Here is a 13,810-nt window from a genome sequence, read left to right as displayed (position 1 = left end):
GTTACACTAGAATAGCGCCAATTGTCGCTTGACCGGGGCGAAGGAACGCCTGTGTTCCGGCAAGGGCCCCAGGCGTTCCAGAGCTGCGAGGTGCTCGGCCGTTGGGTACCCTTTATGGCGGGCGAACCCGTAACCCGGGTACCTCGAATCCAGATGTGTCATCTGAGCATCCCGATATACCTTCGCCAATATGGATGCCGCAGCAATGGCCGGATGGCGAGCATCGCCCTTTACCACGGCCTGGCCAGGCAAGTCATGCCCTGGTAGTCGGTTGCCATCCACCAGCAGGTATTCCGCAGGCACAGGTAGCGCATCCACTGCCCTGCGCATGGCAAGGTGGGTGGCATGATAGATGTTGAACTCATCGACCTCGGCCGGAGAGGCTTCAGCGACGGCAAAAGCCAGAGCGAACTCGCGGATGTCTTGATCCAGACACTCCCTGCGCCTGGCTGTCAGGGTCTTGGAGTCGACCAACCCCGGGATGGGAGTCTCAGGGTCGAGGATCACGGCAGCAGCCACGACGGCACCGACCAACGGTCCGCGCCCCACCTCATCCACACCGGCTAGATGAATTCCATCGTAATCAATCGTCAAGGGCGGCCATGCAGTATCACTCATGGTGATTCCTCTCCGTTGACAACACCGTCAGGTAAGGAACGGCGCTCGATCAAGGCCGTCACGGCATCGGCAGCACGTTCGCTGGCTCCCCGTTGAAGCTCGGCATGCATGGACGTGAAACGACGTTCTTGGTCATGGCGCTCCTCGTCATCGTCCAGCAGCACTGTCAGTCTGTCGGCAATCGCTGCGGCGCTGGCTGCATCCTGGATCAACTCAGGAATCAGGGCCTCACGCGCGATCAGATTCGGCAGCGATATCCATGGCGTCTTGACCAGTCGCCTGGCCAACCGGTACGTCATCGGTGCCATCCGGTAGGCGACCACCATGGCACGGTGACAGAGCATGGCCTCCAGCGCAGCGGTTCCAGATGCCAACAGCACGGCATCCGCCGCTATCATGGCCTGTCGGGCATTACCATCGAGAAGCATGACATGCGCCGCGAGAGCGGGTCGCTGTGCCAGCAACGCCTGCAGTTCTCTATGCCGTTGCGGGGTTGCCGCAGGCACCACTACCTGCAATGAGGGACGCTCCGAGCGCAAACGTTCGACGGCATCGAGAAAGACCGACGCATGGAAGCGGATTTCGCTGGCTCGAGACCCGGGTAATACCGTCAGGACCGGCGCGCTCATCGTCAGCCCCAAGGTCTCTCGAGCCCCTTGGCGATCATTATCCAGCGGTAATTCATCGGCCAGCGGATGGCCGACATACGCCACCGGCACGTGGTGTTGCCGATAGAACGCGGCCTCGAAGGGCAGGAACGTCAGCATGGCATCCACGGAACGCGCGATTCCCTTGACTCGACCTTGCCGCCACGCCCAAACGGACGGACTGACATAGTGAGCCGTCGTGACTCCCTTCCGACGCAGCGCACGCTCCAAACCGAGATTGAAGTCCGGCGCATCGATACCGATCATGATATCCGGTTGCCATGCCAGGGCATCCCGTCGCAAGGCGCGTCGAACGCCCACCAATCTCGGCAGGTGTTTCAGCACTTCGACCAGCCCCATGATGGATAGTGTTTCCAGTGGATAACGGCTATCCATCCCTTCAGCCAGCATGCGCGGACCGCCAATGCCGCGAAACTCGACATGGGGGTGGCGCAAAGCCAATGACCGCATCAGGCCGGCACCCAGAAAGTCGCCGGACAGCTCTCCGGCAACCACGTAAATCTTCAGCGGTCGGTTCGTCATGATTCAGCGCGTTATACCGCGGGTCGACACACGAATCGACTCCACGAAAGTCGCCGTTTCCGGAAGTTGATAACGTGCTTCGATCGATGCAAGGGCCTGCTCTACAGTCAGCCCCTGGCGATATACTAGCTTGTAGGACTCGCCGAGCGCCTGAATAGCCTCACGGGAAAAACCGCGTCGTTTCAACCCCACGGAGTTGAGGCCATGCGGCGCCGCCGGGTTGCCATTGATCATGATATAGGCAGGCGTGTCCTTGGTGATGATCGAGCCACCGCCGGCCATCGCGTGGGTTCCGAAGTGGCAGAACTGATGGATGGCGGACAACCCGCCCAGGATCGCGAAATCTCCGATGGAGACGTGACCTGCGAGCGTCACCTGATTGGCCAGGACACAGTCGTCCCCAATGATGCAGTCATGCCCGACATGGACATAAGCCATGAACAGGTTGCGATGTCCGATCGTCGTCTCGCCACGATCCTGCGCCGTGCCACGATGCAATGTCGCACCTTCGCGGACGACGTTATCGTCCCCCATCACCAACCAGGTTCGTTCTCCACCGTATTTCTTATCCTGGCAGTCTTCGCCAACCGACGCGAATTGAAAAATACGTGTGCGCTCACCCAACCGTGCGGGGCCCTTGACTACGACATGGGGACCGATGACGCTACCGGCACCGATCTCTACATCCGCGCCAATGACGCTGAATGGGCCAACTTCGACGTCATCGGCCACACGGGCGTCGGGATCAACAATAGCTGTGCGATGAATCAAGCGACCTTCCTCTCGGCACAAATGATGTCGGCTTCGCATACCACTTCGTCATTCACCGTGGCACGGCAGGCGAATTTCCAGATACCTCGCCGAGCTCGGATGACGTTGGCTTCCAGATGTAATTGATCGCCGGGCATCACGGGATGCTTGAAGCGAACATTATCACTACCCACCAGATAATATACGTAACCATCGGCAGGCATCTTGTTGACTGTCTTGAACCCAAGAATACCGCAGGCCTGTGCCAGGGCTTCTATCACTAGCACACCAGGCATGATCGGGTGATGCGGGAAATGACCATTGAAGAATGGCTCATTGATACTGACATTCTTGTAGCCGACGATGGACTCACCCACCTTCAAGTCAAGTACGCGATCTATCAGTAGAAACGGGTAACGGTGGGGCAAATATTCACGAATCTCGTTGATGTCCATGACCATCGATACGACCTCTGGAATGAAAAAAAGCCCTCCCGAGGGGGCAGGCGATGACAGTGTCTGTATGACAAACGGGCAATGAAATTGCGGCGAAAAGCAAGGATCAGCTGCGGCGACTGGCTCTCTCGAGACGCACCAGCCGCTTGGCGATTTCATCGAGTTGCTTGAAACGAACGGCATTCTTGCGCCACTGTGCATTATCCATGGCGCCCGTTCCTGATGAATAAACGCCAGGCTCATGAATCGAATTGGTCACCAGACTCATACCGGTCACCTGTACACCATCACAGATAGTCAGGTGCCCCGACAATCCAACGCCGCCCCCCAACATGCAGTGCCTGCCGACCTTGGTGGAACCGGCAATGCCAACACAACCCGCCAAGGCGCTATGCTCGCCTATCTGAACGTTATGAGCAATCTGCACTTGGCTGTCGATCTTGACGTCATCCTCGATGATGGTGTCGCCCAAGGCACCCCGATCGATACTCGAACAACTTCCAACCTCGACATCGTCCCCCATGATAACACCACCAAGCTGAGCAATCTTGTGCCAGCATTGGCCATCATGGGCGAAGCCAAAGCCATCCCCCCCGATCACGCAGCCACTGTGCAGAATGGCCCGCTTGCCAATTATCACGCCATGGCATACCGTCACGTTGGCATGTAGCCGTGATGCTTCGCCAACCTCGCTGTTGGCCCCCACTACGGATCCTGGTCCCACGATGACGCCTGCTCCCAGCCACACGCCATCCTCGATGACGACCTGCGGTCCTATCTGAACGTCTTCTCCGACTGTCGCCTGGTCGGAGACGACAGCGGACGGATGAATGCCCGGGACATTCCTTGCCGCCAAGGGGTCGAAAAGATGAGACAGTTCCGCATAACCGAGGTACGGATTCGCGAGCGCGAGGCTGCTGGTCGGGCAGTCGTCAACATGATCGGGATGCAAGAGAACGGCAGCTGCCCGCGTGTCAGCAAGGTATTTTAGATAGGCCTTGTTGGCGAGAAAGGTAATGTCATCCGGGCCGGCTTCGCTCAACGTCGCCAAACCGGTCACGATGCGCTCACCATCGCCATTGAGGCGTGCTCCCAGCCGATTGGCGAGCTCTGCCAGCGTCAGTCCTTGAGGTGAGGGATTGTTCATGGGTGCCTGCAGGATACATGACAATGGGGGGAGTCAAACCTCCCCCCAGTGCCTCAGTTGAGCGAGTCGAGAATCTGTGTGACCTCGTCGGTCAAATCGAGCCCGTCATCGACATGGATGGCTGCTTCACCGTCAACGACCACTTCCACACCATGGCGTTGGACGACCTGATCGATAGCCTGCTCCAACTTCGGCCGAGACTCTTCCAGCAACTGCTGTTCAGCACGCTGTTGAGCTTGCTGTATCTGTGCCCGTAATTGCTGGAATTGCTGCCCTTTCTGCTGCAACTCCTGCTGGACTTGCTGACGCTCCGAATCGGACATGACATCGCCGTCCTGCTGGAGCCGCTGCTGCAATTGTTGCAATTCCTGGCCAAGCGACTGGGCTTGCTGTTGCTGGCTTCCGATTCGATTTTCCAGCTGGGTGCGAGACTGCTGTGCCGCATTGGTGTTCATCAAGGCTTCACGCCAGTCAACGACAGCCACTTCAGTCGCGTGTGCCGGCAGCGCAAAGAGCGTCACCATCCCTAGGCACAACCCCCCAATCATTCTACGCATACGCTCATACTCCTTGACGCGTTCATGTCTCAGGTTCGCCTCAGAACGTTTGGCCCAGAGAGAACTGGAAGAACTGAGTGTCATCTTCATCCTGGTCATTGATAGGTTGAGCCACACTGAAGGTCAGGGGGCCAACCGGTGTCAGCCAGGACAAGCCTACGCCAGCACTGTAACGCAACTCTCCCAGGTCGACGCCCGACTCGCACTGTGACGTGCGGCCCGGCTCGACATCATAACAGTCGGTCAGGAACGTATTGCCCGCATCCACGAAGAGGCTAGTCTGCATCGAGCGCCGATCCTCGATGAAGGGTAGCGGGAACAGGAGTTCGGCTGTCCCTTCGATCAGGACGTTCCCCCCGAGAGTGCGGTCTTCGTCATCACCGGGTTGGGGCGTCGTCTGGGGCCCGAGGGTATTGGAGGTATATCCACGTACCGATCCCAGGCCACCAGAGAAGAAATTCTCATAGAACGGATAGGGATCATCTCCCCCCATGGTGTCGGCATATCCCAACTCGGTACCGAATTTCAACGCCCACTCATTATCAAGCGCGAACAAACGCTGGGCTTCATAGCGTGCCTTGTAATATTCGGCATCGCTACCGGGTACCGAGGTTTCCAACGAGGCGCGCTGGTAGCTGCCGTCTGTCGGTAGCACACCGCGATTGAGATTGTTACGTGTCCAACTGGCCGTGACGTTCAAGCTCTGAGCGTCGCTACCCTGTTCATCGACGTATTGCATGATCTCCGAGGCGGTGTCGTCATAAGTCTTGATCGACAGATCCTCGACATTGGCACCGAAATTCAGGCGCGACAACTCATTGACCGGATAGCCGAAATTGATCCCACCGCCAAACGCGTCAGTCGAATAGGTCGAGATATCGGAGTCTTCATAATCGGTTTCGCGATAGAACAGATTGTATCCTCGCGAAATGCCATCGAGCGTCCAGTAGGGGTCGGTAAAACCGAAATTGACGTTGGTGAACGTATCGCTGCGTTGAGCGCCGACGTTCACTCGGTTACCTGTACCCAGGAAGTTGTTCTGGGAAAGCGAAGCGCCATAGATGACCCCTGCACTCTGCGAGTAACCGACGCTCGCCGAGATCGAGCCGGACGGCTGCTCTTCGACATTATAAGTGACGTCGAGTTGATCGGGATTTCCCGGAACCGGTTCGGTCTCGACCTCCACCTGGCGGAAAAAGCCAAGACGTTCCAGCCGCTGGCGCGACTGAGTGATTTGGTCGGTCGATGCTGGCGCACCTTCCATCTGCACCATTTCACGGCGCAACACTTCATCCTCGGTGGTGGTGTTGCCCACGAAGTTGATGCGGCGCACTGTCGCCCTGCGTCCAGGCTGGACCTGGAATGTCAGATCGACAGTCTCGCCATCGGCATTGACTTCAGGTACTCCCTCGACTTCGGCGAAGGCGTATCCCTCAGCACCCAGCCGGGAACGAATCGCTTCGGACGATGCCGTGACGTCACTCCGCGAGAATATTTCGCCAGGTTCGGCTTCAACCAGCGAAAGCGCCTCGTCCTCGCTGATTTTCAGATCTCCTGCAAAATGAATGTCTCCGAGTCGAAAACGCTCTCCCTCTTCGACATTGACGGTGATGTAGATATCAGACTTATCGGGACTGATGGACACCTGTGTCGAGGCAATATTGAAATTCACGTAACCGCGGTCGAGGTAGAAAGAACGTAAACGCTCCAGATCACCGGAGAGACGTTCGCGAGCATACTCATCATCGGAGAACCAGCCAAAGAACCAGCCAGGGCGATCCTCGAGCTCGAACGACTCACGCAGGGTCTCGTCATCATAGTCTTCATTGCCGACGATGTTGATCTGACGAATTTTAGCCACCGCGCCTTCGTCGATGTCGATGTTGACGCGTACACGATTATCGTCGAGCTCTTCGACATCGGCGTCGATGCTGGCGCTATAGCGCCCTTGACTCAGATATACCTGTTCGAGTTCGCGCTGAATTTCCTCCAGAGTGGATAATTGCAGCACCTCACCTTCGGAAACATCGGAATCGGCGAGCCCTTCACGGAGATCGTCTTCATTGATCTGAGAGTTGCCGCTGATATCGAGCTCATAGATCACAGGCCGTTCATCGACCTGAATGACTAGCACGTCGCCTTCACGAGCCAGCCGGACATCGTCGAAAAGCCCAGTGGCAAACAGTTCCCTTGCGGCTTCCGCCAATTCGCGTTCATCAACACCTTCATTGGCACTGACCGGGAACGCATTGAACACGGAAGCGGCCGAGACACGTTGCAGGCCCTCCACGCGAATGTCCGAAACATTGAAGGTATCCGCCAGTGCCGTCTGGGCACCGGCAAGCAGCAACGCCGCCAATCCGATGGTCTTAAGTTTCATGCAGTCGCTTCGCTCGAGTTGGTCTACCCGCTTGTAGAACAAGCACCATATACATTTGTACGGGTGACTGACAAGGCCAGTCCAATCCCCAGCTCTCCGGTAGCCGGCATCATTATGCCGTCTGGCTCACCGGCACATCCTTCATTGCGCCTGTCATAGCCGCATTAGATCAAAATAGAGTGCCATCAGCATCAAACTGCCCACCACCGCCAAACCAATTCGCAATCCCGTCGCCTGAACCCGTTCGGAGACCGGACGACCGCGTACGGCTTCTATGAAGTAATACACGAGATGCCCACCATCGAGAACCGGAATCGGCAATAGGTTGAGCACACCTAGACTGATCGACAGGTAGGCCATGAAGCTGACAAAACTCTCCACCCCACTGCGCGCGGATTCACCCGCCACGCGCGCAATCGTGATCGGCCCCGAGAGGTTCGTCGGTGAAATCAGGCCCACCAGCATCTTCCGGATGGCATCCAGCGTCAGCACCGACATCTCCCCAGTGCGCGCCAGCGATTGGCCAATGGCCGCCACAGGCCCATAACGAATCTCCCGCTGGTACTTCTCCGGCCACTCGACGGGCTCGACACCCGCCCCGATATAACCGATCGATACGCCATCCTCGAGCTCTCGCTGTCCAGGCGTCAGCGTCACTTTCCGGGATTCGCCATCATGCACCACGTCCAGTAACAAGGCGTCCCCGGGGTTGTCACGCACGATGTCGACAAAATGCATCCAGTCATCGACCGGCTCACCATTCACCGAGCGTATCTCATCGCCTGGTTCGAGGCCGGCGCGTGCAGCAGCCTCCCCCTCGATCACCTGGCCCATTACGGCCGGCATGGGTGGACGCCATGGCGTGATACCCAAACTGGCCAGCGGTTGGGGGGGATCCTGATTGACCAGCCAGTCTTCCACGGGCAAGCGATAGCTGGAAGAGCGACTGACGCCCTCATCCCGAGCGGCAATATCCACCGCGCCATCATGGCCTATCATGGATACCAGTTTCAGGTTGATATCGTCCCATGAGCTGACGGGGTCACCCTGCACGGCAACGATCTCCTGCTCCGCCTGCAGACCACCACGGGCGGCGGGAGAGTCAGGCTCGACGTCACCGACTACCGGCACCACAGCCGTCGTTCCTAGCACGAACAATAACCAGTAGGCGGCCATCGCCAGTAAAAAGTTGGCGATCGGTCCAGCCGATACGACAGCGATTCGCTGCCATACGGACTTACGGTTGAACGCCTGGTCCAACTCGTCAGGCGGCACGGGGCCTTCGCGTTCATCAAGCATCTTCACATAGCCGCCCAAGGGAATCGCGGCAATGGCAAACTCGGTACCATGGCGGTCCAAGCGGGACCACAAGGGCTTGCCGAAGCCCACCGAAAATCGCAACACCTTGACGCCACAGCGCCTGGCCACCCAGAAATGGCCAAACTCATGGAACGTGATGAGCACACCCAGCACCACGATGACCGCCATTACGTTCTGGATTATCCCCATGTCACCGCTCTCCTAAAAACGCTTCGATAGATGCCGACGAGCCAGCCACCTGGCTTTGGCATCTTCCTCGAGGATGACGTCGAGTTCATTGGCCTTCACTAGTGTTGCATTCTCTAGTACCTCCTCAACCAATGAGGCAATGCCATTGAACGGCATTCGCCCCGACAGGAAGGCCTCAACCGCGACTTCGTTGGCAGCATTGAGTACCGCAGGGGCGGTTTCACCGAACGCCATTGCCTCACGTGCCAAGCGTAAACAGGGAAACGCCTTTTCATCGGGAGGGTGAAAGTCGAGTCTTGCCACCTGAAACAAGTCCAGTGCCTCCACCCCGGCATCTATGCGCTCAGGCCAGGCCAATCCGTAAGCGATAGGCGTTCGCATATCGGGATTCCCCATCTGGGCGATGACGGACCCATCGCTGTACGCCGCCATGGAATGAACCACACTTTGAGGATGCACGACCACCTGGATCTGCTCAGGGGTGGCATTAAACAACCAGCAGGCCTCGATCAACTCCAGCCCCTTGTTCATCAAGGTGGCACTGTCGACCGATATCTTGCGCCCCATCGACCAATTGGGATGAGCACAAGCCTGTGCGGGCGTCACACTCGCCAGTTCATCGACCCCCCAGCCGAGAAACGGCCCCCCAGAAGCCGTTAGCAGCAACCGAGTCACACCGTGCCGCGACAACCCTTGGCGATGCTCGGAAGGTAGACACTGATATATCGCATTATGTTCAGAATCGATTGGCAACAGCACGGCGCGATGCCTCTCGACGGCATCCATGAACAGCGCCCCAGACATGACCAACGCCTCCTTGTTGGCCAACAACACGCGTTTACCGGCACGAACCGCGGCCAATGTCGGCAGCAAGCCGGCTGCACCGACGATCGCCGCCATCACGACATCGACGTCAGGCGCTTGCGACACCTCTACCAATGCCGCGTCGCCGCAACGGACATCGATATCCAGTTTCAGCTCGGCAAAATGGTCACGCAGCCATCGCGCATCATCGTCATTGCCGATGACCGCAACCTCCGGACGGTAAGACTGACACAGTGCGGCCAGTCGTTCTCGTGAGTGGTAGGCAGTCAATGCATGGAGACGATAACGATCAGGGTGGCGGGCAATCACGTCCAGTGTACTGGTGCCAATCGAACCGGTTGCCCCCAGTACGGTAACCACATAGGGCGAACCGTCCATTGTCATCGACGCTGCGTTGGAAGACATTGGCGATACCTATCCCCTGGTGAACTCAGATCCATGGATACAGCAGAGCAAACAACGGCACGGCAGCAGTCAGACTGTCGAGCCGGTCAAGAATACCGCCATGCCCCGGAAGCAAGGCGCTGGAGTCCTTGATGCCGCGAGTGCGCTTGAGCATGCTTTCCAGCAAATCACCTAGCACGGATACCAACGTTACTGCCAAGGTACCAGTGATCAGCAGGACACCCTGCCCCACATCGAGGCGCTGCCAAGAGATAAAGACCAGTGCCAACAGTGCTGTGACGATCATGCCACCGAACACGCCCTCCCAGGATTTTCCCGGGCTAACGCTCGGCGCCAGCTTGCGACGACCAAAACGGCGTCCGGCAAAGTAAGCACCGGTGTCGGCACACCAAACGAGCAACAGAACGAACAGTAACCATTCGGCGCCACTATCGCGAAGCTGCAAGAACCCCACCCAACACGGCAACAGAACCCAGACACCCATCATCAGGCGCCCGGGTATCGAAGCCCACTGGGATTGCGTCTCTGGATAGCGAGCAACCCAGTAAAGGTTGACCAGCCAACCAATCGCGCCCACCCACAACGGCCAAGCCTGTTGCACGGAATGACTCCACCACAGCGCCATCATCGCCACTGCCACCACGACAACACCGATCAGTCTTGCTCTCGTGGTTATCACCCCAGCCAGGTTGGTCCACTCCCAGCTTGCCAGCAACACGATACAAGCGGTGAAGAGTGCATAAGGAAGGCCCTGCAGACCGAACAGGCCAACGAGGATGGGCGGCGCTAACAGCAGGGCCGTCAGAACCCGCTGTTTAAGCACCCTGAACCTCGGCCTGCTCGTCGGTCATGCCGAAACGTCGCTGCCGTCGACGAAAGTCATCGAGGGCATCATCAAAGGCATCGGCATCGAAGTCCGGCCATAACAAGGGAGAAAAGTAAAATTCAGCGTAGGCTAACTGCCACAGCAAGAAGTTGGACAGACGCTGCTCGCCACTGGTACGGATACATAAATCAACCGCTGGTTCATCGGCCAGGCTGATCTCCGCCGCCAGGGCCTGCTCATCGATGTCAGCAGCAACCAAGTCACCACTTTCGACTCGTTCAGCCAGGCGGCGGGCCGCATCAGCGATATCCCATCGCCCCCCGTAGTTGGCCGCAATCACCAGATGCATCCCCTGATTGTCACGGGTCAGCGACTCTGCACGCTGTATCTGCTGCTGAATAGTCGCCGAGAACCCACGCCGCTCGCCAATGATGGACAGGCGGATGTCATGGTCGTCGAGTTTTTTCACTTCACGTTTGAGCGCCATCAGGAACAGCTCCATCAAGGCACTCACTTCGGCAGCAGGCCGTTTCCAGTTTTCACTCGAGAACGCAAACAGTGTCAAGGTTTCCACCTTGCGCTCAGCGGCCCGCCGAATCACGGCACGCACAGCGTCGACCCCTGCCCGGTGTCCACGCACGCCCGACAACCCGCGGGAGCGTGCCCAGCGGTTATTACCGTCCATGATGATCGCGACATGCCGGGGGGAACCAGGCCGGCGGTCATGAGATAGCTGCGTTGACGTCATGAAGTCTCGCACAGAGCAATGCGCATCAAGTAGAGATATCCTCTCGCGTCGATGCTATACCTGCAATAGGTCGTGTTCCTTGGTTTCAAGCAGCTTGTCGACCTCGGCAATGTACTTATCGGTCAGCTTCTGTATGGCTTCCGTAGCACTGTGCTCTTCATCCTCGGAGATCGATTTGTCCTTCAACAAGGCCTTGAGGTCGCCGTTAGCATCACGACGCACATTTCGAATCGCGACTCGGGCATGCTCCGCTTCGCTGCGCGCCTGCTTGATGTAGCCCTTACGCGTTTCCTCGGTCAGCATGGGCATCGGGACACGAATGACCGTCCCCGCTGTCGACGGGTTGAGCCCCAGGTCGGCCGTCATGATCGCCTTTTCCACTTTAGGGACCATGGATTTTTCCCAAGGTGAGACGGAAAGGGTACGGGCATCCTCGACATTGACTGACGCCACCTGGTTGATCGGCATCTGGGTACCGTAATACTCCACTGTCACTGAATCCAGCAAACTGGTATGCGCGCGACCGGTACGGATCTTGTTGAAGTTGGCATGGAGGGCGTCAAGGCTCTTCTTCATGCGGTTTTCAGCGTCTTTCTTGATGTCGTTGATCACGATGTCACCCTCTCTCTATCAGCGTGCCTTCCATACCACCCACCACGAGGTTCAGCAGGGCGCCGGGCTTGTTCATATCGAAGACTCTTACTGGCATGGCATGGTCACGCACCAGACAGATGGCGGTCAAATCCATGACTCCCAGTTTCTGATCGAGCACTTCATCATAAGTGAGACGCTCATACTTCGTGGCATCCGGATGTACATATGGGTCCTTATCATAGACCCCGTCGACTTTCGTGGCCTTGACCACAACGTCCGCATCGATTTCGATGCCTCGCAGACAGGCTGCCGAGTCTGTCGTGAAGAACGGGTTACCGGTACCGGCTGAGAACAGCACCACATCCCCCGAGGTCAGGTAACGAATCGCCGTGCGTCGATCATAGTGTTCGACCACACCACTCATAGGGATTGCCGACATGACCCGCGAACGAATGTTCGAACGCTCGAGCGCGTCACGCATGGCCAGGGCATTCATCACCGTGGCGAGCATACCCATATGATCGCCGGTCACCCGCTCCATACCTGCCTCGTGCAATGCCGCACCGCGGAACAGGTTGCCGCCACCGACCACGATCCCCACCTGAACGCCGATACCCACCAACTGACCGATTTCCAGTGCCATACGATCGAGCACTTGAGGGTCGATGCCGAAATCCGCATTGCCTGTCAGGGCCTCGCCGGACAATTTCAGCAGAATGCGTTTGTATTTCGTCTTGGCGCCACGCTCGGGTTTGTGGCTGCGCTCGGGAACCGCAGACTGGTCGGGGATCGCAGGCATGGGGTCGTCTCCTTGTGACGTCGACACGAAATCGTGAATAAGCGCCGAAGGCGGAAATCCGCCATCCGGATACGCGAAGGCGTGCGCTCACACGCACGCCAACACAAGCCTGAAAGTTCGGACCTCAGCTACGGCCAGCCTGTTCCATCACTTCCTTAGCGAAGTCGACTTCTTCCTTCTCGATACCTTCACCGACCTCGAAGCGAGTAAAGCTGACGAGCTCGCCGCCTGCTGCCTTGACGAACTCGGCCACCGTCTGGTCGGGGTCCTTGACGAAGGCCTGTTCGGTCAGGCTGTTCTCCGCGAGGTATTTCTTCAGGCGGCCCTGAACCATCTTTTCAGCGATATGTTCCGGTTTACCGGCCATGTCCGGTTGCGCCAGGATGACGGCCTTTTCCTTGTCCAGCAGATCCTGGGGCATGTCATCGGGAGTCGCTGCCATGGGATTGATCGCTGCAGCATGCATCGCGACATCCTTGGCGGCTTCGGGAGTTCCCCCTGTGAGCACGGTCAGTACACCGATTCGACCGCCATGCACGTAGGCACCCACGACGCCGCCTTCCGGCGCTTCGACCACGCAAGCGCGGCGCACAGAAATGTTCTCGCCAATCTTCTGCACCAACTGTTGACGGGCTTCTTCCATCTCGTCGTCCATCAACGCTGCCACATCGTCGCTCTTGGACGCGAATACGGCATCGACGACCTTGTCGCCAAACGCCTGGAAGTTGTCATCACGTGCAACGAAGTCGGTCTCGGAGTTGATCTCGAGCATGACGCCGTAACGATTATCACCGGAGACGCGAGTAAAAACGCCACCTTCGGCGGCGGTCCGGCCGGCTTTCTTGGCGGCCTTGAGGCCGGAATTCTTGCGCAGGTCCTCGATGGCCTGCTCGATATCACCACCCGCTTCGCTGAGAGCTTTCTTGCACTCCATCATGCCTAAGCCGGTGCGCTCGCGCAGTTCCTTGACCTGAGAGGCACTGATAGCTGCCATGGTATTAACCTCT

Annotated in this window: 14 protein-coding genes; all 14 read right to left on the bottom strand. The window is 57.8% G+C overall.

The genetic code is table 11. From position 1 onward, the window contains the following. Nucleotides 1–6 precede the first annotated feature (6 nt). Nucleotides 7–618 carry a ribonuclease HII gene (rnhB, locus tag FVV99_RS06680; protein ID WP_201745046.1) on the bottom strand — a complete coding sequence of 204 codons (612 nt, stop codon included), beginning with the start codon at nucleotides 616–618 and terminating at the stop codon, nucleotides 7–9. Beyond that, the gene (lpxB, locus tag FVV99_RS06675) at nucleotides 615–1,808 is read right to left on the bottom strand and encodes a lipid-A-disaccharide synthase (RefSeq protein ID WP_148253286.1); all 1,194 of its coding nucleotides are present in this window, start codon (nucleotides 1,806–1,808) and stop codon (nucleotides 615–617) included. Before lpxB ends, rnhB begins: the two co-directional genes overlap by 4 nt. A 3-nt stretch (nucleotides 1,809–1,811) precedes the next feature. After that, on the bottom strand, nucleotides 1,812–2,579 hold the full coding sequence (lpxA, locus tag FVV99_RS06670; protein ID WP_148253285.1) for an acyl-ACP--UDP-N-acetylglucosamine O-acyltransferase: 768 nt from the start codon (nucleotides 2,577–2,579) through the stop codon (nucleotides 1,812–1,814). Further along, nucleotides 2,576–3,019, bottom strand: a complete 444-nt coding sequence (gene fabZ / locus FVV99_RS06665) for a 3-hydroxyacyl-ACP dehydratase FabZ (protein WP_148253284.1) — start codon at nucleotides 3,017–3,019, stop codon at nucleotides 2,576–2,578. Before fabZ ends, lpxA begins: the two co-directional genes overlap by 4 nt. A 100-nt stretch (nucleotides 3,020–3,119) precedes the next feature. Next, on the bottom strand, nucleotides 3,120–4,160 hold the full coding sequence (gene lpxD / locus FVV99_RS06660) for a UDP-3-O-(3-hydroxymyristoyl)glucosamine N-acyltransferase (protein ID WP_148253283.1): 1,041 nt from the start codon (nucleotides 4,158–4,160) through the stop codon (nucleotides 3,120–3,122). A 53-nt stretch (nucleotides 4,161–4,213) separates the two neighbouring features. Beyond that, nucleotides 4,214–4,717, bottom strand: coding sequence for an OmpH family outer membrane protein (locus FVV99_RS06655; protein ID WP_148253282.1), 504 nt, complete (start codon nucleotides 4,715–4,717; stop codon nucleotides 4,214–4,216). Nucleotides 4,718–4,757: 40 nt separating this feature from the next. Next, on the bottom strand, nucleotides 4,758–7,097 hold the full coding sequence (gene bamA, locus FVV99_RS06650; RefSeq protein WP_236645329.1) for an outer membrane protein assembly factor BamA: 2,340 nt from the start codon (nucleotides 7,095–7,097) through the stop codon (nucleotides 4,758–4,760). A 153-nt stretch (nucleotides 7,098–7,250) separates the two neighbouring features. Then, entirely contained in the window at nucleotides 7,251–8,606 is a 1,356-nt protein-coding gene (rseP, locus tag FVV99_RS06645; RefSeq protein ID WP_148253281.1) for a sigma E protease regulator RseP, read from the bottom strand. A gap of 12 nt (nucleotides 8,607–8,618) precedes the next feature. Further along, on the bottom strand, nucleotides 8,619–9,836 hold the full coding sequence (gene ispC, locus FVV99_RS06640; RefSeq protein ID WP_236645328.1) for a 1-deoxy-D-xylulose-5-phosphate reductoisomerase: 1,218 nt from the start codon (nucleotides 9,834–9,836) through the stop codon (nucleotides 8,619–8,621). Nucleotides 9,837–9,861: 25 nt separating this feature from the next. Beyond that, a complete protein-coding gene (locus tag FVV99_RS06635) occupies nucleotides 9,862–10,659 on the bottom strand; it encodes a phosphatidate cytidylyltransferase (protein WP_148253280.1) in 798 nt (265 codons plus the stop codon). Further along, nucleotides 10,652–11,410 (bottom strand): polyprenyl diphosphate synthase, encoded by a 759-nt coding sequence (gene uppS / locus FVV99_RS06630; RefSeq protein WP_148253279.1) that lies wholly within the window; start codon nucleotides 11,408–11,410, stop codon nucleotides 10,652–10,654. The genes FVV99_RS06635 and uppS overlap by 8 nt, the downstream gene beginning before the upstream one ends. Nucleotides 11,411–11,464: 54 nt before the next feature. Continuing rightward, nucleotides 11,465–12,022 carry a ribosome recycling factor gene (gene frr, locus FVV99_RS06625; protein WP_148253278.1) on the bottom strand — a complete coding sequence of 186 codons (558 nt, stop codon included), beginning with the start codon at nucleotides 12,020–12,022 and terminating at the stop codon, nucleotides 11,465–11,467. 4 nt (nucleotides 12,023–12,026) lie between these two features. Then, entirely contained in the window at nucleotides 12,027–12,803 is a 777-nt protein-coding gene (pyrH, locus tag FVV99_RS06620; RefSeq protein ID WP_148253277.1) for a UMP kinase, read from the bottom strand. Nucleotides 12,804–12,927: 124 nt separating this feature from the next. Beyond that, nucleotides 12,928–13,797 (bottom strand): translation elongation factor Ts, encoded by an 870-nt coding sequence (tsf, locus tag FVV99_RS06615; protein WP_148253276.1) that lies wholly within the window; start codon nucleotides 13,795–13,797, stop codon nucleotides 12,928–12,930. Nucleotides 13,798–13,810: the final 13 nt, after the last annotated feature.

The sequence above is a fragment of the Aidingimonas lacisalsi genome (assembly GCF_008079445.1).
In the GTDB taxonomy this organism is placed as follows: Bacteria; Pseudomonadota; Gammaproteobacteria; order Pseudomonadales; family Halomonadaceae; genus Aidingimonas; species Aidingimonas lacisalsi.
The sequence above is the reverse complement of the archived record's forward strand: the minus strand, read 5'-3'. Positions and strand labels throughout refer to the sequence as shown.

Excerpts from the sequence above, each read along its gene's own strand:
- rnhB (WP_201745046.1), bottom strand. The coding sequence starts at position 618 with ATGAGTGATACTGCATGGCCGCCCTTGACGATTGATTACGATGGAATT.
- lpxB (WP_148253286.1), bottom strand. The coding sequence starts at position 1,808 with ATGACGAACCGACCGCTGAAGATTTACGTGGTTGCCGGAGAGCTGTCC.
- fabZ (WP_148253284.1), bottom strand. The coding sequence starts at position 3,019 with ATGGTCATGGACATCAACGAGATTCGTGAATATTTGCCCCACCGTTAC.
- lpxD (WP_148253283.1), bottom strand. The coding sequence starts at position 4,160 with ATGAACAATCCCTCACCTCAAGGACTGACGCTGGCAGAGCTCGCCAAT.
- FVV99_RS06655 (WP_148253282.1), bottom strand. The coding sequence starts at position 4,717 with ATGCGTAGAATGATTGGGGGGTTGTGCCTAGGGATGGTGACGCTCTTT.
- bamA (WP_236645329.1), bottom strand. The coding sequence starts at position 7,097 with ATGAAACTTAAGACCATCGGATTGGCGGCGTTGCTGCTTGCCGGTGCC.
- rseP (WP_148253281.1), bottom strand. The coding sequence starts at position 8,606 with ATGGGGATAATCCAGAACGTAATGGCGGTCATCGTGGTGCTGGGTGTG.
- ispC (WP_236645328.1), bottom strand. The coding sequence starts at position 9,836 with ATGTCTTCCAACGCAGCGTCGATGACAATGGACGGTTCGCCCTATGTG.
- uppS (WP_148253279.1), bottom strand. The coding sequence starts at position 11,410 with ATGACGTCAACGCAGCTATCTCATGACCGCCGGCCTGGTTCCCCCCGG.
- pyrH (WP_148253277.1), bottom strand. The coding sequence starts at position 12,803 with ATGCCTGCGATCCCCGACCAGTCTGCGGTTCCCGAGCGCAGCCACAAA.
- tsf (WP_148253276.1), bottom strand. The coding sequence starts at position 13,797 with ATGGCAGCTATCAGTGCCTCTCAGGTCAAGGAACTGCGCGAGCGCACC.